The following is a 19,774-nucleotide window of genomic DNA, read 5'->3' on the forward strand; positions in this document are numbered from 1 at the left end:
GGCCGGAATTAATAGCATCACAATCAACTATTGCTGTGAATAGGACATATTTTCTAATGAATAGGGAATAATGAAAAAATAAGAATAATCACAAAAAAATAAATCCGTACTTTCCCTGATGCAATAGCGAAGGCGTGAAAATAAATAGATAATTAAAATAAACAGTTAAATGTATAGGTAAATTGTTGTATCAGAGCAATAGTCAAAAACTATCGCAATTCTTCATTTTGATCGCATTTGTTGATGCAACAGCGTAAAGTGCCTGCCTAAAGTGCCGATAATGTTAATGTATGGTAGGAATATCTTATCGTTATTGTAAGGAAATGTATCTTTTGGTCATTAAAGGAAAATAACTCTAACTAATGAGAGCCTCTGCTCTTCATTAAATGACGTAACACCCGGCGTATTTCCAATTAAAAATGTGCGGCTATCTTGCAGAAAGCGCAGAGGAAAATCGCCAGATAATTTATAGGAGTCTTCTGTGAATTTTTTAAAAAATATCACCATCAGGGCAATGCTTTTAACAATACTGGGTCTGTTTCTGGCTGTATGGGGGGGCGCATCTTTCTTTACTACTACCTCATTAAGCAGTATGACCAAACTATTGGAGTCTAGCGAAACTCAGCGTAAAAACGTAGAGATGCTGGTGAAAGGCAATGACCAGTATTTTCGTACGGTTACTCGCTTGTTGCGTTCTATGGATTTCCAGCAAACAGGTGAAACTGCGGAAGCAGAAAAAGTATTTACGTCAGCAACGACCGCGTTTAAAAACACGTCAGATCAACTGGCTGCGTTTAGAGCCGTTGTACATGTCGGTGTCGATAAAGAAACGGCAGACAATATGATCGCTGCGTGGACCCAGATATTGGATAACGGGTTGACGCCGATGCTGAACGCCGCGCGTGAGAATCGTCAAGAAGAGTTTCGCCAGCTTTTCCGTAAAACCTACCCGCCGCTGAGCGTGGCGTTTGGTGCGAATATGGATAAATACCAAACCGCGATGATTTCATCGTCAGAAGCGTCAATGAACGAGGTCTATGGTCTGGTTGGCTGGAGCAACCATATTCTGTTGGGCGCGATGGTTCTTGGATTGCTCATCCTGCTGCTGACGGATCGCTATCTGGTTCACTATCTGGTCAAGCCGTTGAATATGATCAAAGGCTATTTCCAGGTTCTGGCTGCTGGGCAGCTTGGTCACCCGCTTGAAGAGTTTGGCCGCAACTGTGCCGGGCAGCTGATTCCTTATCTGAAAGAGATGCAGGGCAGTCTGGTTAATACGGTGTCCATCATCCGCGACAGTTCTGCATCGATTCATCAGGGCTCAAGCGAAATTAAAAGCGGCAACAACGATCTGTCCGCACGTACCGAGCAGCAGGCCGCCGCACTGGAGCAGACCGCTGCCAGTATGGAAGAGCTGAGCGCGACGGTGAAACAGAATGCCGATAACGTTCATCAGGCTACTAAGTTGGCACAGGACGCTTCCGTTGCAGCCAGGAAGGGGGGCGACGTCACGGCAGATGTAATGGCGACGATGGCGAGTATTACGACCAGCTCGAAGAAAATTGCTGACATCACTAGTGTGATCAACGGTATTGCCTTCCAGACCAACATTCTGGCACTGAACGCAGCAGTCGAAGCCGCCAGAGCCGGTGAGCAAGGCCGTGGCTTTGCAGTCGTCGCAGGCGAAGTTCGTAATCTGGCGCAGCGCAGTGCTCAGGCAGCGAAAGAAATTGAAAGCCTGATTACCGAATCGGTTGCACGTGTCAACATGGGGTCAAATCAAGTCACACAAACCGGTGAAGCGATGGATTCCATCATTTCTGCCATTACCCGAGTGAATGATCTGATGGGCGAAATCGCATCGGCATCGGATGAACAGAGTCGCGGTATTACTCAGATTGGTCAGGCTGTTACCGAGATGGATGGCGTTACACAGCAGAACTCCGCACTGGTACAGGAATCTGCCGCCGCTGCTGCATCGTTGGAAGATCAGGCTCGTCAGTTAACTGAAGCGGTATCGGTGTTCCAACTGTCAGGTTCAGAGGCACTTCGTCGTCCTCAGCAGCGTCTGGCGGAGAAAGTGCCAACAACGCAAAAGCCGATGTTATTAGCGGCCGCTGGCGGTAAGAAGGGCAATGCTAACGACAACTGGGAAACCTTCTGATAGCTTCACTGCACGGGTCGTCAGGGCGCTGACGACCGCAAAAATCAGATGATTTATCGTTAAAAGCACTGGGATAGTCTCCCGGTGCTTTTTTGTTTAGCGCTGAATATTGACGATTAAATAGGTGTTTTTCTGTGCATATGTTTCGACCTTGTTACGGCACACAGGCACATCTGCCACGCTTGATAACTTGAATCTATTTCAACAATCATGACATACAATCGCTGGATAATCGTGACTCTCTCAACTAGAGTGTTGACGGCGCTAAGGTCTGACCAAGACCGTGATAGTGCGATAGGCATAGTTACACCTGCAGGAGAATAATAATGTCATCACTAAGTAAAGAAGCCGTTATGGTGCACGAAGCGCTGCTGGCACGCGGTCTGGAAACGCCGCTGCGCGGTGCGTTGTTGGATCGGGATACGCGTAAGCAACGTATTGCCGAGCATATGACGGAAATTATGAATTTGTTGAGCCTCGATCTGGGCGATGACAGCCTGGCTGAAACACCGACGCGTATCGCCAAAATGTACGTTGATGAAATATTCTCCGGTTTGGACTACGCCAACTTCCCCAAAATCACCATCATTGAAAACAAAATGAAGGTCGATGAAATGGTCACCGTACGAGATATCACGCTGACCAGTACCTGTGAACACCATTTCGTGACGATCGATGGGAAAGCGACGGTGGCGTACATTCCGAAAGATGGTGTCATCGGCTTGTCGAAGCTCAACCGAATCGTCCAGTTTTTCTCTCAGCGCCCTCAGGTGCAGGAGCGCTTAACGCAGCAGATTCTGGTCGCGCTGCAAACGCTGTTGGGAACCAACAACGTTGCGGTCTCGATTGATGCGGTGCACTACTGCGTGAAGGCTCGCGGTATCCGTGATGCGACCAGCGCCACGACCACGACATCGCTCGGTGGGCTGTTTAAGTCCAGCCAAAATACGCGTCAGGAATTCTTGCGCGCGGTGCGTCACCACAATTAAGCCCTCTCTTATTGGCGATGATGAAGGAAATGCGCTTTGTCATCGTCAAATCAGCAAGCATCTTCGCTTTTTCTCTGTATGTGCATACAATCGCTACTTCGATGATTTGAAAATGTAATTTGTATGCCTTCTCACACTATACCGTCACTTCCATTACCACCCTCGCGGATCGTTGCGCTGGATTTCGCGCGCGGCGTCGCTATCTTGGGCATTTTACTGCTGAATATTACGGCGTTTGGCTTACCGCATGCGGCATACCTGAATCCGGCCTGGCAGGGAGAAACCACATTATCTGATGCCTTAACCTGGGCGGTAATGGACCTGCTGGCGCAGGCAAAATTTTTGACGTTGTTTTCTCTTCTTTTTGGTGCGGGGCTACAGCTGCTGCTGTCGCGGGGGAAACGCTGGGTACATGCACGTCTGTTCTGGTTGATGATCATCGGGCTGATTCATGCAATTTTCCTGTGGGATGGCGATATTTTACTCGACTATGCGCTGATTGGGCTGGTGTGCTACGGCATGATTCGCCACGCGGAAAGCAGCCGGTTGTTAATAAGGACGGGGGCGGTCCTGTATCTGGTGGGAATCGGCGTACTGTTTGTGTTGAGCCAGATTTTGAGCCTGCAACCGGGACGTTTCTGGCTGCCGGGCATGGCGGATATCGCCTATGAGGCCTACTGGCGAGTGTTAGGTGGGCCGGAAGCGTGGGGGAATCGTGTCGATCTGCTCACGGAAAGCCTGTTGTCACTGGGCGTGCAGTACGGCTGGCTGCTGGCGGGATCGATGCTGCTGGGTGCAGGGTTAATGCGCAGCGGCTGGTTGAAAGGTGAGTTCAGCACGGCACACTATCGTAAGGTTGCGCTGTGGCTGATTCCGCTGGGTGTAGCAATCAACAGCATTGGCGTGGTAGGGCAGTGGCTGGTGGGTTGGGAATATCGCTGGAGCGGGCTGTTATTGCAGATTCCGCGTGAATTGAGTTCACCTTTGCAGGCGATAGGGTATCTGGCGCTATGTTATGGCTTCTGGGCCACGCTGTGCCAATGGCGCATCACCTACTGGATTACGGATGTCGGCCGCATGGCGTTAACCAACTATTTGCTGCAAACGCTAATTTGCGTCGCGTTGTTTAATCAGCTTGGCCTGTTTATGGCGTTCAGCCGCCTGCAACTGCTGGCACTGGTTCCCGCTATCTGGATCGCCAATCTGGTCTTTTCTCACTACTGGCTACGCTATTTCCGTCAGGGACCGCTCGAATGGCTATGGCGCACGCTCACTAATGCGATAGGGAAAACGGCGTAGAGAAAGACGTTACGGTGCGGCCTGCTCGTGGTAAGGTTCAGATTCGGGCTCGGGTTTTGCCAGTTGCTCCGGTTTAACCTGCTGCGCTGGCGCGGGAAGCACCTGTTCCGGCAGGACAGCAGGATAATCCGGAGCATCTTCTGGAATGGTATGCTCGGCAGGAATCGGCACCTGTGGCCCTAAAAAGCGCGGCTCGCGTTTAAGGATATACAGGTCGAACAGCGCGCCCAGACGAGCGCCAAATTCACGAACCCGCACCGTCATCATATTTTTCGGGGAAGGCACGGCGTAACACTGTGCCTGAATACCGAGATGCAGCGCGATGAAGAGCGCCCGTTCGCAGTGAAAACGCTGGGTGATGATGGTGAAATCGTTGGTATCAAACACCTTGCGCGTTCTGACGATGGAATCCAGCGTGCGGAACCCTGCATAGTCCAGCACGATATCCGAAGGCGGAACGCCTGCGGCGATCAAATCACGACGCATCGTCATCGGTTCATTGTAACTTTGTAGCGCGTTATCACCGCTTAATAGCAGATAGCTGACTTTACCGCTGTTATAAGCGTTAATCGTCCCTTGCATACGGAACAGGTAATACTGGTTGATCACGCCGGTACGGTAGTACTTTGCCGTTCCCAGTACGACGCCGACCTGACGTTTCGGCAAGGTCTGAAGCTCATCGTAAATAAATGGCGCGGTTTTCCAACTGATCCAACGATCGAGGGCAAAAGCAGAGAGCAGCAGCACGCCAATGAGGGCTAACAAACCGAATGTCAGGCGTTTCCACATGCTTATGCCTCAGGTAAGGCGAGTAGACTAATCATGCCTCAAGGCTACTTTACCTGACAGGGTGACGCAAGACGCAGGCGAGGAATGGGCGGTTTATTGATTGAATTTTCAGCGTTCGGGGCGAGATGGTGTAAAAATAAAACGCCAGCTTTTCGGGCGGAAAAGCTGGCGTGATAAGCGTATTAAACGCGGCTACCCCACAGATCGTACTCGTCTGCGTGTTCGACCTTCACCTTGACGATGTCACCGACTTTCACGCCGGTTTCGCCGTTCAGGTAAACTGCGCCGTCAATTTCAGGGGCGTCAGCCATGCTGCGGCCAATCGCGCCTTCTTCGTCGATTTCATCGATCAGCACCAGCACTTCACGGCCAATTTTATCCTGCAAACGCTGGGTGGAAATCGCCTGCTGAAGCTGCATGAAGCGGTGGAAACGCTCTTCTTTGACCTCTTCCGGCACCTGATCTGGCAATTCATTTGCCGCTGCGCCTTCGACCGGACTGAATTTAAAGCAGCCTACGCGGTCAAGCTTGGCTTCTTTCAGGAAGTCGAGCAGCATCTGGAAGTCTTCTTCCGTTTCGCCAGGGAAGCCGACAATAAAGGTAGAACGCAGCGTTAAGTCCGGGCAGATTTCACGCCAGCGCTTAATGCGCTCCAGCGTTCTTTCTACCGCACCCGGACGCTTCATCAGCTTGAGAATTTTCGGGCTGGCGTGCTGGAGCGGGATGTCCAGATAAGGCAGGATTTTGCCTTCCGCCATTAATGGAATGACATCGTCTACATGTGGGTAAGGGTAGACATAGTGCAGGCGCACCCACACGCCCAGCGACGCCAGTTGCTCACACAGGCTGGCCATACTGGTTTTGACCGGTTGACCATTCCAGAATCCCATACGCTGCTTCACATCCGCACCGTACGCTGAGGTATCCTGAGAAATCACCAGCAGCTCTTTTACCCCAGCATCAACCAGACGTTTTGCTTCATCCAACACCGAGCCGATTGGACGGCTGTCCAAATCGCCACGCATAGAAGGGATGATGCAGAACGTACAGCGGTGGTTACAGCCTTCTGAGATTTTCAGATAGGCATAATGGCGCGGCGTGAGTTTGACTCCCTGCTCGGGAACCAGACTGGTAAACGGGTTGTGCGTCGGTTTAGGGACATATTGATGGACGTGTGACAGAACTTGCTCGTAGCTGTGTGGGCCGGTAATTTCCAGAACCTTGGGATGCACTTCGCGTATTTGATTTTCTTTGGCACCCAGACAGCCTGTGACGATGACTTTACCGTTTTCATTCAGCGCTTCGCCAATGGCTTCCAGCGACTCTTGTACGGCGCTGTCAATAAAACCACAGGTATTGACGATCACCAGTTCAGCGTCGTCATAACGTGGGACGACCTGATAACCTTCAGTACGCAGTTCGGTCAGAATCCTCTCGGAGTCGACGAGGTTTTTCGGGCAACCGAGGGAAACAAAGCCGATACGTGGTTGTTGCATATTATTCGCTCACAAAATAAACAGAAAATAAAAACCGGAGGATTCTACACCATAGTTGATTATCCTTATAGTCAGTGGTGTAAAACTCAGCATTTTATCACTGCGGCGATGGTGCTTTTAACGGCTGAATTTCTTCAATAAATGTAAACCTTGCCCCGTTTTTTTGCACAAACATCGCCTGCCGCCTAAATTTACAGGACTTTTTGTTGGATGGAGACAACGCTATGTCCTACTGCCTGATACCTCGCAATTCTGCTTCACACACCCTGTTACGACAATTTTCTGCTGCGCCGCATTGGTTGCTGCTCAGTGCGACGCTGCTGTTTTCCAGCCAGCTATTGGCGGCGGAACCGAAGGTGACGGAATTGCAGGATAAGCTGGATCATCCGTGGTCATTAGCGTTTTTACCGGAAGAACAGGGAATTCTGATTACGGAACGCGCCGGAAATTTACGCTTATGGAAAGCGGGTAGCGCGCTGTCTGCGCCGATAGCCGGTGTACCGAAGGTCTTCGCTAAATCACAGGGCGGATTGCTGGAAGTCGCGCTATCGCCGGATTTTGCACAGAATCGGCGCATCTATCTGAGCTTTGCCGAAGAGGGGAGCGAGGGTAAAGCGGGAACCGCTGTCGGCTACGGTAAGCTCTCTGAAGATAATAAACGGTTAGAGAATTTCACGGTCTTCTTCCGTCAGGAACCGAAACTGTCAACGGGTAACCATTTCGGCGGCAAGCTGGCCTTTGATCGACAAGGGCATCTGTTTATTGCACTGGGCGAAAATAACGAACGCCCGACTGCACAAGATCTGGATAAATTACAGGGCAAAATTGTTCGCCTGACTGCGGAGGGTAAAGTGCCGTCCGATAACCCGTTTGTGAATACGCCTAACGCGCGACCGGAAATCTGGTCTTACGGACATCGTAACCCGCAGGGATTAGCGATTAATCCGTGGTCTGGCGCGCTGTGGGAAAATGAACACGGTCCGAAAGGCGGCGATGAAATCAATATTCCCAAAGCGGGCGAAAATTACGGCTGGCCGATTGCGACACACGGCATTAACTATTCCGGGCTGAAGATTCCAGAAGCGAAAGGAAAAGAGATCGCAGGGATGGTGAACCCTGATTTTTACTGGGAAAAATCTCCGGGGATCAGTGGAATGGCGTTCTATAACAGCGATCGTTTCCCGCAGTGGAAAAATTCCGTCTTTATCGGCGCGCTGGCAGAAAAGAACCTGATTCGTCTGACGCTTGATGGCGACAAAGTCGCGTCCCAAGAGCGCTTGCTGGGCGACCACGGTGAACGCATCCGTGACGTAAGGTTGGGGCCGGACGGCTATCTCTATTTGTTGACCGATCACGACAATGGTAAACTGCTGAAAGTGGGACTGGAGTAAAACATCAGGTACCGAACTGTCTCGGTAGCAAGTGAGTAAAAAGTGTTAACATCAAGGTCAAAATACCGACTCGCAGTGAAATTGTATATCTGGTCATCTATGCTATCGAGCTGAAAGTGTACAGTGAGGAAGAATATAGGGTCAAACAAAGTGGGTCGAAAAGCGGTGGGATAGTACAAGCTTTACGAATATTCTATATACTGAAAAAGTAAAAACAGCGTTGCTAAAGCCCTATTAGCACGCTGTTTTTGAAAAATGACATGGCACTCTATTGTAAGTTATTTACGAGTCTAGTCCATGTATCTCCCATTTATCATCTTTAGGATAAGCAAAAAGAAAGCCGCTTGCATTGGGACCTGCTAATATCGTTTCTCCATTCACATGTAGTTCAACGGGGGGCGTTGAAGCGGAAGTTATATTATTAATAGCAATGGCTTGAGCTGATTCATATCCTGAAGGGATAGGTGCATGAATTGCGGGTGTCCATTCTCCATCTTTTATAAGGATTGTCACAGTAATGTGATCTTCAAGTAACTCACTTAAATCTTCCGCAGTGATTTCAATACCGTTTTTTACAGGGTAACGCACTGTGCGACTATGTTTTTTTTTGTCATGAATTAAGGTCGTAGTATTCATATTTTGACTTCCTTTATAATGGAGTAATGATGTTAATTATCAAATTACTATTATTCACTTCCCAATTTTCATGTCCTAACGCGCATGCCAATAGCGCAGCAAACATTGTTACGACTGAAATACCTGAGCGTAATGGATTTATCGTAGTATCTAATTTATTTTCAATAAATAATTAGTTGAAAAAATGTATTGTATTTACAACCCAAAGGTTAATGTTTAGTTAAGTTTCTGGATGTGAATTTGTCAATGATTTTTATTTTTTTTTAAGAATGTTGAGGTGGGAATTTAAAATCACCATGGAATTATTCACACTGATTTGATAATTATTGAAATAATGAGTGGTAATTGAGTGTATTTGTTTTTTTAAATATAGGGCTGACGCACTTAGTAAAATAATAATATGGTTAATTCAATAAATATTTAGGTCGTAAATTAATCGAATTTAATGAATGTAATTAATGTTCAACAAGAGAAATAATATCTTATCATTATGCTTCGAGTGTAGTTTCTCAGTTTTTTCCTCGCATAAATAACTAACTGCATCTCATCAAGTGAACTATAAGGACGTTCCTCGTTATGTTCTGTGCGTCCTTGCGCGTTGTCGCTTTGTATAAAGCAGGATATTCATTTCAGCAAAATGCAAAGAACATAGTGAGCGGGTATATACAAGCCAATTTCGATTACCAGCACTTCCCAGTTAAAGTCATTGGCTACGCTAAATAACTGGAATCGTCCTCCCAGGGAGGAAATACTTTATAAATACGAAAAGCTAAGGAAAAAGCCAGTCAGTTATTTAACTTACTGGCATTACACTACAAAAAGCCTATCAAACCGTTGACCAACCTACTCGCAGAACGGAAACGGCAGCAACAGAATAGAACCGTAAAGTGTTTGAGCAAGCCGAGCGTACAGGAAGATATTCATTAGATTAAGACAGCGGAATCATGACGTATTTCTGATACGCCGGACGTTCGGTGAGTTGCTCATACCAGCGTTCCAGGTGAGGATGCGACTGTTGCTCAATCGGCATATTCAGCCAGCCGTAAGCAATACAGCCTAACGGAATGTCGCCAACGCCAAATTTATCGCCGGATAGCCACGGCTGATTAGCCAGAACGGTATCGACAATATCGAAAAGACGTTCGCATTCGGCGATGCCTTTCTGGACCAATGCCATATCGCGTTTTTCCGGCGCGACGCGGACTATATTAATGAATACCGGCCCGAAAGACACGGCGAAGGAGGTGGCCCAGTCCATCCACTTCTCGGCACTGGCGCGTTTGCCCGCATCGGAAATATACAGCGAATCCTGACCATACTGTGCCGCCAGATAACGGACGATGGTATTGGATTCCCACAGCACCAGATCGTCGTCCCGCAAACACGGGATGAGGCCATTAGGGTTCATCGCCAGATAATCGACCTCATGGTTAAGACCGAATTGTCCGCCCGCCGCAATATGCTGATAAGGCAGTGCAAGTTCTTCCGCACACCACAGGACTTTCTTTACGTTGGTCGAGTTATCACGACCCCAAATCGTTATCATAGTTGCCCCTTTCTTCGTGAAGCCTGTCCCGATTATCCGCGACAGCCGATGAGAAATAATGATATGCCTTTTTAGTCTTTATGATTTAACTTTTCATTCTTAATAATGACAGCAAGTTACATTCAGACAGGAAAGTTACACAATGAAATTGACGCATTCTGTTCGCGCCGCTCTCGGCATCACACTGCTTGCTGCCGGGATGCAACTGGCGCTGGCCAGCAGCGATCCACAGACGATCACGTTTGGCGTGGCACCCGGGCCGTATGGCGACATGGTGAATCTGGCGATCAAACCTGAGCTGGTAAAAAAAGGCTACAAGGTCGTCGTGCGTGAATTCAGCGATTACGTTCAGCCCAATCTGGCGCTGGCCAACGGCAGCATTGATGCCAACCTCTTCCAGCATACGCTGTATTTGGAGAAATTCGCTGCCGATAAAGGGTTAAAAATTTCCCCACTGATTATCGTACCTACTGCCAGCATGGGCTTCTATTCGAAGAAGATCAAATCGCTGGATGAGCTGAAAAAAGGAGACGTAGTCACGCTCTCTAACGATGCCACCAATCTGGCACGCGGTCTGCGTTTCCTACAATCGATGGGGCTGATTACGATCAAGGCTGATATCGATCCGACCAAAGCATCTGAGAAAGATATTCTTGAAAACCCGCGCGGTTTGGTCTTCAAACCGATGGAAGCGGCGCAGTTACCCCGTACGCTGGATAGCGTGACGGCATCGCTGGTGAACGGTAATTTTGCGCTTGCGTCCGGTATGAAACTGTCATCGGCCATCAAGCTGGAAACGCTGGATGAGAACCTGAAAAATGTTATTGCCGTGCGTACCGACGATCTCGATAAGCCCTTTGTTAAAGATACCAAAGCGATTGTGGAATCACCTGCGTATGCCGCGGTGATCAACGATCCTGCGTTGATGTATAGCCAATTCCAGAAACCGGAGTGGATGCAGGCGAAAACGCCAGCGCCCGCACAGTAACTTTCAGGCTATACAGAATATCTTTTGGCCGGTCTATGACCGGCTTTCTTCTTTTCCGCTCAGGCCAGGAGTTTGCGGATAATGATTCAGTTAGAAGGGGTAAGCGTTGACTTCTCGCACGGGAAGCAACCAGAAAATCTCGCGGTAGACAACGTGTCGTTGCACATTCAACGTGGCGAGGTTTACGGGATTGTCGGCACCAGCGGCGCAGGGAAAAGCACGCTGCTGCGGACCATCAATCTCTTGCAGCGACCGACTGCCGGCCGCGTGCTCGTCAATGGCGTGCTCATCAGCGAATTAGCTGGGCAACCGCTGCGAGAACAGCGGCAAAAAATTGGCATGATATTTCAGCATTTCAACCTGATGCAGACGCGTACCGTGGCGGAAAACGTGGCGTTCAGCCTGAAAGCTGCTGGGAAATCCAGCGCGGTAATTGCTGCACGGGTGCCGGAAATTCTGAATCTGGTAGGGTTGACGGATAAAGCGTCGTCTTATCCGGCGCAGCTCAGCGGCGGTCAGAAACAGCGTGTAGGTATCGCCAGAGCCATTGCCAACGATCCCGAAGTGTTGTTGTGTGATGAGCCGACCTCGGCACTCGATCTGGAAACCTCAGCCGCTATTCTGGCGCTGCTGAAAGAGATTAACGAGAAACTGGGCATTACCATCGTGCTGATTTCTCATGAAATGAGCGTGATTAAGGCGGTCTGCGATCGGGTGGCGGTGATGACGGGCGGTCGGGTTGTGGAAGAGGGCGATGTTTTCGATATTTTTGCGACGCCGCAGCACGCCTTTACGCGTCAACTGGTCTCCCACACGCTCGATCTTGCATTGCCGCCTCGCTTGCTGGTGGATTTACAGGGCACACTACTGAAGATTCTGTTCGTTGGTGAATCGGCGGAGCAACCCGTGCTGTCGGACGTTGCGACGCGTTTTGGCGTGTCCGTCAATATCCTGCACGGCAAGATCGAATACATCGGCAATCGTGCGCTAGGCATACTCGTCGCACTACTGACTCATCCTTCCGATCCCGGAAAAGTGACCGAAGCAGTGGAGCATATTCAGGTCAGAACGGCGAACGTGGAGGTGCTGCATGGCTGATTTATGGATCGATCTGGTCGCAGCGTTCGGCGAGACATTTCAAATGGTGGGGATTTCCACGCTATTTGCCGTGATTGGCGGTTTACCGCTGGGGCTGCTGATTTACGTCACCGACAGGAACCTGTTCTGGCAAAATCGCGCCGTCTATCTGTTTGGCACGGTGCTGGTGAATATTATCCGTTCTATTCCTTTCGTGATTCTGTTGGTTCTGCTGTTACCGCTGACGCAGATCCTGTTGGGGAATACGATTGGGCCTGTAGCGGCGGCGGTACCGATGTCGGTCGCCGCGATCGCGTTTTATGCACGTCTGGTGGATAGCGCACTGCGTGAAATCGATCCCGGTATCGTGGAAGCGGCCGAAGCGTTTGGAGCCAGCCCGATGCGTATTATCGGCACGGTGCTGCTGCCAGAGGCGAAAGCGGGACTATTGCGTGGCTTGACGATTACACTGGTGAGCCTCATCGGTTATTCGGCGATGGCGGGCATTGTCGGCGGCGGCGGGGTGGGTGATTTGGCGATCCGCTTCGGCTATTACCGCTATGAAACCGAGGTGATGGTGATTACTGTTATTGCGCTGGTCATTCTGGTGCAGGTGGTACAGACGCTGGGTGACTGGCTGTCAAAACGTGCCGATAAGCGCGAACGCCGCTAAGGGTATTTCCAACTACTGTGCACGAGGTAGGCTGCGCTGCCATGTCCCCCTCGTGCTATCTGCTATTTTTTCTGGCGGCCCTGCCGTCTGCATTTTCAGACATTCCTTACTTTTTTCTAAGTGCTTTTTTTATCTGCGTTTTTTTAGAAACTTTCATTTCTTTGACTATCTTTACAGAATGAACGGTTTTCATCCCAGAGATGACGCGTTACCTTTGTATGTTACTAAAGTTTTCAAAACATATTGAAAATTAAGAATTTTTAACGACTGATGGATATCGCGGCGAACTCATGAAAACAACTCCTTTCCTGACCAGACTCACGTCTTTCTCTGTAGGTACGGTATTGCTTGTTGGTTTAGTGCCATTCACCTATGCGGAACAGTTGCCAGCGGTGCCGCAAATTGATGCTAAAGCCTATATCTTGATCGATCACCACAGCGGTAAAGTGCTGGCAGAAAGTAATGCCGATGAGCGCCTTGACCCTGCCAGCCTGACAAAAATTATGGCGAGCTATGTGATTGGACAGGCGATCAAATCCGGTAAAATTCGTCCGACGGATGAAGTGACCGTCGGAAAAGATGCCTGGGCAACGGGTAATCCGGCGCTGCGTGGCTCGTCGCTGATGTTCCTTAAACCGGGCGACCGCATCCCCGTTTCTGAGTTAAATAAAGGCATTGTCATTCAGTCAGGCAATGATGCCAGCATCGCGCTGGCGGATTACGTCGCGGGTAGTCAGGATGCGTTCGTTAGCCTGATGAACAATTATGCGAAGGCACTTAACCTGACGAATACGCATTTTCTGACCGTGCACGGTCTCGATGCGCCGGGGCAGTACAGCACCGCGCGCGATATGGCGCTGTTAGGGCAGGCGCTGATTCGCGATGTGCCGGAAGAATACGCGTTGCACAAGGAAAAAGAGTTCACCTTCAATAACATTCGCCAGCCTAACCGCAACCGTCTGCTGTGGAGCACTAACCTGAATGTAGACGGTGTGAAAACCGGCCATACCAACGGAGCGGGACACAATCTGGTGGCCTCGGCCACCGAAGGTAATATGCGCCTGATTTCCGTGGTGTTGGGGGCGCAAACGGATGCCATTCGCTTCCGTGAAAGTGAAAAACTGCTCACCTGGGGCTTCCGCTTTTTCGAAACGGTAACGCCTATCAAGACGGATGCGCCTTTTACCACGCAGCGAGTCTGGTTTGGTACTGAGAAAGAGGCACGGCTTGGCGTCGCACAGGATGCTGCGTTGACCATCCCGAAAGGACAAATGAAGAACCTGAAAGCCAGCTTTACGCTCAATCAGCCGCAGCTTTCCGCACCGTTAACCAAAAATCAGATTGTCGGCACTATCGACTTCCAACTGGACGGCAAGAGCATCGGACAACGCGAACTGGTCGCGATGGATGATATTCCAGAGGCCGGTTTCTTTAGCCGCCTCTGGGATACGGTGATGATGAAGGTGCAGCAGTGGTTCGGTGGGCTATTCGGCTAAGAGCCTACCTCATTAGGGCTATTTTATTTGCCATTTTGAACCTGGGCAGTGCTCGAAATCCTCACGTACTACGTGTACGCTCCGGTTTCTGCGCGCTGTCCGTGTCCAAACTGGCTGCACCAATAACGCCTACTGGGACAGACTCTAATTCCCTGGGTGGATGAACTGAATGCCGTTGTTGGAAAAATAGCGTAAGTAGGATTCGCTCGGGGCGCTGTCGGAAATGACCGTATCAAACAGCGTCATCGGGCCGATACAGGCACGTTTGATCTGACCGAATTTGCTGCTATCCGCCACCATAATAATTCGCTGCGCGGTCGCCATCGCGCGTTGCTTCATGCCCAGTTCGGCAAAGTTAAAGCAGGTGGCGCCGGCAGTCAGTTCGATACCTGCCGCAGAGATAAAGGCTTTATTCGGGCAGATGTTGTCCAGCTCGCTTCGCTGGTTGAGCGGGGTAAAAATCGCGTTATCAGGATGGTATTCCCCGCCGCACAAAATCACTCTGCACGCCTTTTTTTCCTGTAGCGCTAAAAACGTGTTCAGGGAATAACAAATCGCAGTAAAGGGCAACTCGTCAGGAATGGCGTCAATGATGAAGGGAATCGTGGTGCCACAGTCAAAAAAAACGGTATCGTTTGCTTCCACCAGATAGGCTGCTGCGGTACCGATAGCCTGCTTTTCTCTTACGTGCTTGCTCTGCTGGTCGGAGACAAAATAATTCGTGACACCGTTATTCTTCAGGTCGCTAACGACGTAGCCGCCGAGCAGCATGACGCTGGTGGAATCTGCATTCAGATCGCGGCGCACGGTCATCTCGGACACGCCGAGTAGCTGTGCGGCGTCTTTAAGATGGAGTTTATCGGTTTTCTTTAATGCTTTAGCCAGTCTGCCGATTCGTTCGTCGCGCCGCGTTTCCATAAAATTCCCTGCTAGTAAGCTATTTTTGTTGTTAGTAGTTTCCTGCTGCGGCCGTTTCACCTGAAACGATAGCGACGCCTGAGCTAGTGCCGATACGCGTGGCGCCTGCTTTAATCATACGCTGTGCCGTTTGGCGATCGCGAACCGCGCCGGATGCTTTGACACCCATCTCGCTGCCGACGGTGCTACGCATCAGTCGAACGTGTTCTTCACGTGCGCCACCCGTACTGAAACCGGTAGACGTTTTGACGAACGCGACATCCAACTGACGACACATCTCACAGACCAGTACAATCTGTTTGTCATCAAGCAGACAGGTTTCCAATATTACCTTCAACGGTATAGCGGCGCAAACCTCACGCACGGCCTGAATATCTGCTTTGACGGCAGCAATATTCCCGCTTTTCAGCCAGCCAACGTTAATCACCATGTCGATTTCCTGAGCACCCGCATCAATCGCCGCTTTTGCTTCAAAAGCCTTGCTGGAAGTCAGGCCTGCACCGAGAGGAAAACCGATAACAGAGCACACCTGTACTTCAGTGCCTTTCAGCTTTTCGGCCACTAAAGGAACGTAACCGGAATTAACACAGACGGCATAAAAACGGTGAGCGATCGCTTCATCGCACAGGGTGGCAATTTGCTGTTCGGTGGCATTGGCCGCCAACAGGGTGTGGTCGATATAGCGTGCGTAGTCAGTCATGGTAAATCCTCAGTGATATCGATAAGAAATCAGATAGCGTGATTATGACACTCAATAATTTTAATGTCACAAAAATAACAATAAAATTAAATTTTGTTATTTTAATAACAAAAAATGAAATAAATGTGATACCGACGATAGGGAGAATGAAAAGGTGGAGGGGTTTGAATCGTATAAAACAGAAAAGAAAACGCCCATCGTTCTTGAACCTGAAAGGCGGGAACGATGGGCTCCTCAATAAGGGGGATCAAAGAAAAGCAGTGGCACTTATTCAGACTTTAGGGCAAAGAAAAAGTTCTGGCTTTTAAAAAATAATATTGACGATTTTTTACATTTTTTCAGCCGGGCAGCTCAGGCCAGATAACCACGATAAGTGAGCCCGCTAAGGTGAGTAGCACGTTAGCAATGGCATAGGTACCCGCATAGCCGAGCGCAGGGATGTTACTGCGCGCCGTATCGCTGATAATTTCCATCGCGGGTGCGCAAGTTCGTGCCCCCATCATGGCGCCAAACAGCAGAGCACGGTTCATTTTCAGCACATACGCACCAAATAGAAAACAAATCACCACTGGCAGCAGACTAACAATCAGCCCTGAAGCCAGCATTTGGATACCGACTTCTCCCAGACTGCTGTTGATGGTGCTACCTGCACTCAGACCAACGCCCGCCATAAAAACCATCAGGCCGAATTCTTTGACCATGTTAAGTGCGCCTTGCGGAATATAGCCGAAGGTCGGGTGATTGGCGCGCAGGAACCCCAGCATGATACCAGCGAACAGTAATCCAGCCGCGTTACCGATGCCAAAGGTGAAGTTGCTGAACTGGATGGTGATCAGCCCGACCATCACGCCGATGACGAAAAAGGCGCAGAAGGCGAGCAGATCGGTGACCTGACTATGAATAGAAATGAACCCGATCCTATCCGCAATGCTTTTTACCCGTCTGGCATCACCGCTGACCTGCAAGACATCGCCTTTATTCAGGACGACGTTATCGTCAATCGGCATTTCAATCTGGCTGCGGACAATGCGGTTAAGAAAACAGCCGTGATCGGTCAGCTTCAATTGGCTCAGGCGTTTGCCGACGGCATTGTGGTTCTTGACGACGATCTCTTCCGTCACGATGCGCATGTCCAGCAAATCGCGGTCGAAAACTTCCTTGCCATCGCGGAAATTGGAATTCAGGCGGGAATGGGCATCGGGATAGCCGACCAGCGCGATCTCATCGCCGATTTGCAAGACGGCGTCACCATCAGGGTTGGCCAGAATTCCGTTGCGTCGGATGCGTTCGATGTAGCAGCCGGTTTGTCGATAAATACCCAGCTCACGCAAATTCTTGCCGTCCGCCCAATCAACCAGCTCCGGCCCGACGCGATAGGCGCGAATCACCGGCAGATAGACCTTTCTCTGGCTGTCTGGGTCTAATCCGCGCTCGCGTGCAATCTGCTGAGCGCTGGTGGGTAAATCCTGATGCTGGAGTTTGGGCAAGTAGCGTGCACCAAAAATGAGGCTGACCAGCCCGACCAAATACGTCAGCGCATAGCCCAGACTCAGATGATCTTGCTCAATACCGAGCTGACTCCCCATACTGGTGGTATTGCGTAGTGTGTCACCCGCACCGACCAGCACCGGCGTTGATGTCATGGAACCAGCCAGCATTCCCGCCGTCAGACCAATTCCCCAGCCAAAGAGTTTGCCTAAACCTAATGCCAGTAACATGGCGCTGCCGACCATCACCAGCGCCAGCATGAAATAATTTTTCCCGTCGCGGAAGAAAATAGAAAAGAAATTAGGCCCAGCTTCCACTCCCACGCAAAAAATAAATAACATAAAGCCGAGGCTCAGTGCTTCGGTATTAATCGAAAAATGCTGTTGGCCGAGTAATAAAGAAACCACTAAAACGCCAATAGAATTACCGAGTTGTACCGACCCTAGGCGCAATTTCCCCAGACAGAGTCCTAGTGAAAGAACCACGAATAAAAGCAGAATGTAATTCCCATTTAACAAATCAGCGACGTTTATATTCATGGAGTGTAACTTGTTGTTTACCAGTAAGTTCTTGATGTTATTCATTATAGCGGCTAGATTTAGCCATGGAATGCATTAAATGCATGAATTTCTGTAACGGTATCAATACGCGTCAGCTGAAAGGAGTCAGCCTCGTTCAGTATAATTTATCCGATAAAATTGTTCAGTGTAATTATTTTTTAATTTAATGATTGTGGTGTCGCTGTTGAAGAAATGCGGCGGGTTATCGTCTTTTTGTTGCGGACAACCTGTATCTGTATGCCTAATAGATCGTAGCGAAGCCTCATGTTTTTCATATCAGGGAATAGAGATACCCATCGCTTTATCATACCGCCCGTTTTCGGTATTGGAGTGATGGAGGTTGAGATAGATATTGAAAAGGGGCGATTTATGGCAAGAAATAAAGGTTGGGTAGGCGCGATCTGCTGTTTTCTATTGTTTACCGTGGTGTTTTTGAGTCAAAAAATTGAAGTATTGGATACCGTTGTGGATGAAGGTCTGCGTGGCAGTCCGGGAATGCTGTTTTTTCTGCTGCCTGGTATGGTGGCCTGTTTTCTTTCTGCGCGTGGTCGCCTGCTTTACCCGCTGTTTGGCGCGCTGGCAGCAATGCCCGTGTGTTTGCTGATGCTCCATCTGTGGAATACGCCAATGCGCTCTTTCTGGCAAGAGTTGGCTTACGTGATGAGTGCGGCCTTTTGGTGCGTGCTGGGGGCAATGGGCGTGATGTGTTTGTGTAGCCTGTATCGACGCTATCTTCGTTGAGAGGGTTCTATTCTGAATCTATAAAAAAGCGCGGACGGTCGCCGCGCTTGTTTTGTCAGTTTGATGATCTACTGTTTTGTCAGCTTGATGATTATGACTGGAACAGGGCCAGATGCGCTTTGGCATAGGCTTCAAAATCAGTGCAGCCGCCGATGTGTTTTTCATCCAGGAAAATCTGCGGTACGGTTTCAACCGGCTTTCCAACCGTCTTGGACAAATCTTCTTTCGAGATGCCTTCTGCGTGGATGTCTACATAGCGAAAGCTGAAGTCATCACGTTGCTCGGCCAGTTTCTCTGCCAGTTCTTTCGCACGTACACAATAAGGGCAAGCAGGGCGCCCGAAAATTACAGCGAACATGTAAACTCCTTTGTAAAATTAGAAAAATGTTCTCATTCTTGAAACGGATAGCGTGACGCCTATTACAGACAAGGTCACGGCTAAAAGTGTTACGGTCAATGAGGTTACTGCGAATCGCGCTACTATACCGAAATTTACCAATACTATGCCCGCATTCATTGATGAAAAAAAGTAGTCATTACCTGTTATAACGATTTGCTGAAGCTATTATACCCGTCATACTTCAAGCTGCATGCGCGTTGGCTGCGCTCACTCACCCGAATCACTTACTTGAGTAAGCTCATCGGGATGAAATGAGAGACATCCTGTCTCTCACCAGAGGCCAGCCGTTGGCTGGTCAAATTCGTTCCCGAAGAATTTGTCCTTCTCTTGCCGCGTTACGAGGCCCATAGATGAGCCTCGCCCTAAAGGGTCAACGCTTTGCGTTGTTCAAAACGTTAACGTTTTGTCCTGCAACTTGAATTA

At 49.5% G+C, this 19,774-nt stretch carries 17 protein-coding genes; 9 read left to right on the top strand and 8 right to left on the bottom strand.

Annotated features, from left to right (window positions below; translation table 11 throughout):
• Positions 1–481: 481 nt before the first annotated feature.
• From JFY74_08665 to JFY74_08675, 3 genes are all read left to right on the top strand, one after another.
• Complete coding sequence (locus tag JFY74_08665; GenBank protein QQG30077.1) at positions 482–2,164, top strand: Tar ligand binding domain-containing protein; 1,683 nt, start codon at positions 482–484, stop codon at positions 2,162–2,164.
• A 326-nt stretch (positions 2,165–2,490) separates the two neighbouring features.
• Positions 2,491–3,153 (top strand): GTP cyclohydrolase I FolE, encoded by a 663-nt coding sequence (gene folE, locus JFY74_08670; protein QQG30078.1) that lies wholly within the window; start codon positions 2,491–2,493, stop codon positions 3,151–3,153.
• Between the two features lie 123 nt (positions 3,154–3,276).
• Positions 3,277–4,452, top strand: coding sequence for a DUF418 family protein (locus JFY74_08675; protein ID QQG30079.1), 1,176 nt, complete (start codon positions 3,277–3,279; stop codon positions 4,450–4,452).
• Positions 4,453–4,461: 9 nt separating this feature from the next.
• Here JFY74_08675 and sanA read toward each other — a convergent pair whose 3' ends face one another.
• Positions 4,462–5,241 carry an outer membrane permeability protein SanA gene (gene sanA, locus JFY74_08680; protein ID QQG30080.1) on the bottom strand — a complete coding sequence of 260 codons (780 nt, stop codon included), beginning with the start codon at positions 5,239–5,241 and terminating at the stop codon, positions 4,462–4,464.
• Positions 5,242–5,423: 182 nt separating this feature from the next.
• Entirely contained in the window at positions 5,424–6,737 is a 1,314-nt protein-coding gene (gene rimO, locus JFY74_08685; GenBank protein QQG30081.1) for a 30S ribosomal protein S12 methylthiotransferase RimO, read from the bottom strand.
• A 224-nt stretch (positions 6,738–6,961) separates the two neighbouring features.
• Between rimO and JFY74_08690 the strand changes: the two genes are divergently transcribed.
• Positions 6,962–8,128 (top strand): PQQ-dependent sugar dehydrogenase, encoded by a 1,167-nt coding sequence (locus JFY74_08690; protein ID QQG30082.1) that lies wholly within the window; start codon positions 6,962–6,964, stop codon positions 8,126–8,128.
• A gap of 282 nt (positions 8,129–8,410) precedes the next feature.
• On the opposite strand, the gene JFY74_08695 is transcribed toward JFY74_08690, so the two are convergent.
• Positions 8,411–8,764, bottom strand: coding sequence for a hypothetical protein (locus JFY74_08695; protein QQG30083.1), 354 nt, complete (start codon positions 8,762–8,764; stop codon positions 8,411–8,413).
• A 928-nt stretch (positions 8,765–9,692) separates the two neighbouring features.
• Positions 9,693–10,310, bottom strand: a complete 618-nt coding sequence (locus JFY74_08700; GenBank protein QQG30084.1) for a glutathione S-transferase — start codon at positions 10,308–10,310, stop codon at positions 9,693–9,695.
• 142 nt (positions 10,311–10,452) lie between these two features.
• Here JFY74_08700 and JFY74_08705 point away from each other — a divergent pair, with 142 nt between their 5' ends.
• From JFY74_08705 to JFY74_08720, 4 genes are all read left to right on the top strand, one after another.
• On the top strand, positions 10,453–11,298 hold the full coding sequence (locus JFY74_08705; protein ID QQG30085.1) for a metal ABC transporter substrate-binding protein: 846 nt from the start codon (positions 10,453–10,455) through the stop codon (positions 11,296–11,298).
• A gap of 81 nt (positions 11,299–11,379) precedes the next feature.
• A complete protein-coding gene (locus JFY74_08710) occupies positions 11,380–12,396 on the top strand; it encodes a methionine ABC transporter ATP-binding protein (protein QQG30086.1) in 1,017 nt (338 codons plus the stop codon).
• Positions 12,389–13,048: an ABC transporter permease gene (locus JFY74_08715; protein ID QQG30087.1), complete on the top strand. Its 660-nt coding sequence runs from the start codon at positions 12,389–12,391 to the stop codon at positions 13,046–13,048. Before JFY74_08710 ends, JFY74_08715 begins: the two co-directional genes overlap by 8 nt.
• A 290-nt stretch (positions 13,049–13,338) precedes the next feature.
• The gene (locus JFY74_08720; GenBank protein QQG30088.1) at positions 13,339–14,544 is read left to right on the top strand and encodes a serine hydrolase; all 1,206 of its coding nucleotides are present in this window, start codon (positions 13,339–13,341) and stop codon (positions 14,542–14,544) included.
• Positions 14,545–14,688: 144 nt separating this feature from the next.
• On the opposite strand, the gene deoR is transcribed toward JFY74_08720, so the two are convergent.
• The 3 genes from deoR to JFY74_08735 form a co-directional block, all read right to left on the bottom strand.
• Positions 14,689–15,462: a DNA-binding transcriptional repressor DeoR gene (deoR, locus tag JFY74_08725; GenBank protein QQG30089.1), complete on the bottom strand. Its 774-nt coding sequence runs from the start codon at positions 15,460–15,462 to the stop codon at positions 14,689–14,691.
• A gap of 31 nt (positions 15,463–15,493) precedes the next feature.
• Positions 15,494–16,162 (bottom strand): deoxyribose-phosphate aldolase, encoded by a 669-nt coding sequence (locus tag JFY74_08730; GenBank protein QQG30090.1) that lies wholly within the window; start codon positions 16,160–16,162, stop codon positions 15,494–15,496.
• A gap of 338 nt (positions 16,163–16,500) precedes the next feature.
• The gene (locus tag JFY74_08735; protein QQG30091.1) at positions 16,501–18,189 is read right to left on the bottom strand and encodes an aspartate:alanine antiporter; all 1,689 of its coding nucleotides are present in this window, start codon (positions 18,187–18,189) and stop codon (positions 16,501–16,503) included.
• A 390-nt stretch (positions 18,190–18,579) separates the two neighbouring features.
• On the opposite strand from JFY74_08735, the gene JFY74_08740 reads away from it, so the two are divergent.
• The gene (locus JFY74_08740; GenBank protein QQG30092.1) at positions 18,580–18,951 is read left to right on the top strand and encodes an inner membrane protein YbjM; all 372 of its coding nucleotides are present in this window, start codon (positions 18,580–18,582) and stop codon (positions 18,949–18,951) included.
• A gap of 91 nt (positions 18,952–19,042) precedes the next feature.
• On the opposite strand, the gene JFY74_08745 is transcribed toward JFY74_08740, so the two are convergent.
• Positions 19,043–19,309: a GrxA family glutaredoxin gene (locus JFY74_08745; protein ID QQG30093.1), complete on the bottom strand. Its 267-nt coding sequence runs from the start codon at positions 19,307–19,309 to the stop codon at positions 19,043–19,045.
• Between the last annotated feature and the right edge of the window lie 465 nt (positions 19,310–19,774).

The sequence above is a fragment of the Pectobacterium carotovorum genome (assembly GCA_016415585.1).
GTDB classification, from domain to species: Bacteria; Pseudomonadota; Gammaproteobacteria; order Enterobacterales; family Enterobacteriaceae; genus Pectobacterium; species Pectobacterium carotovorum_K.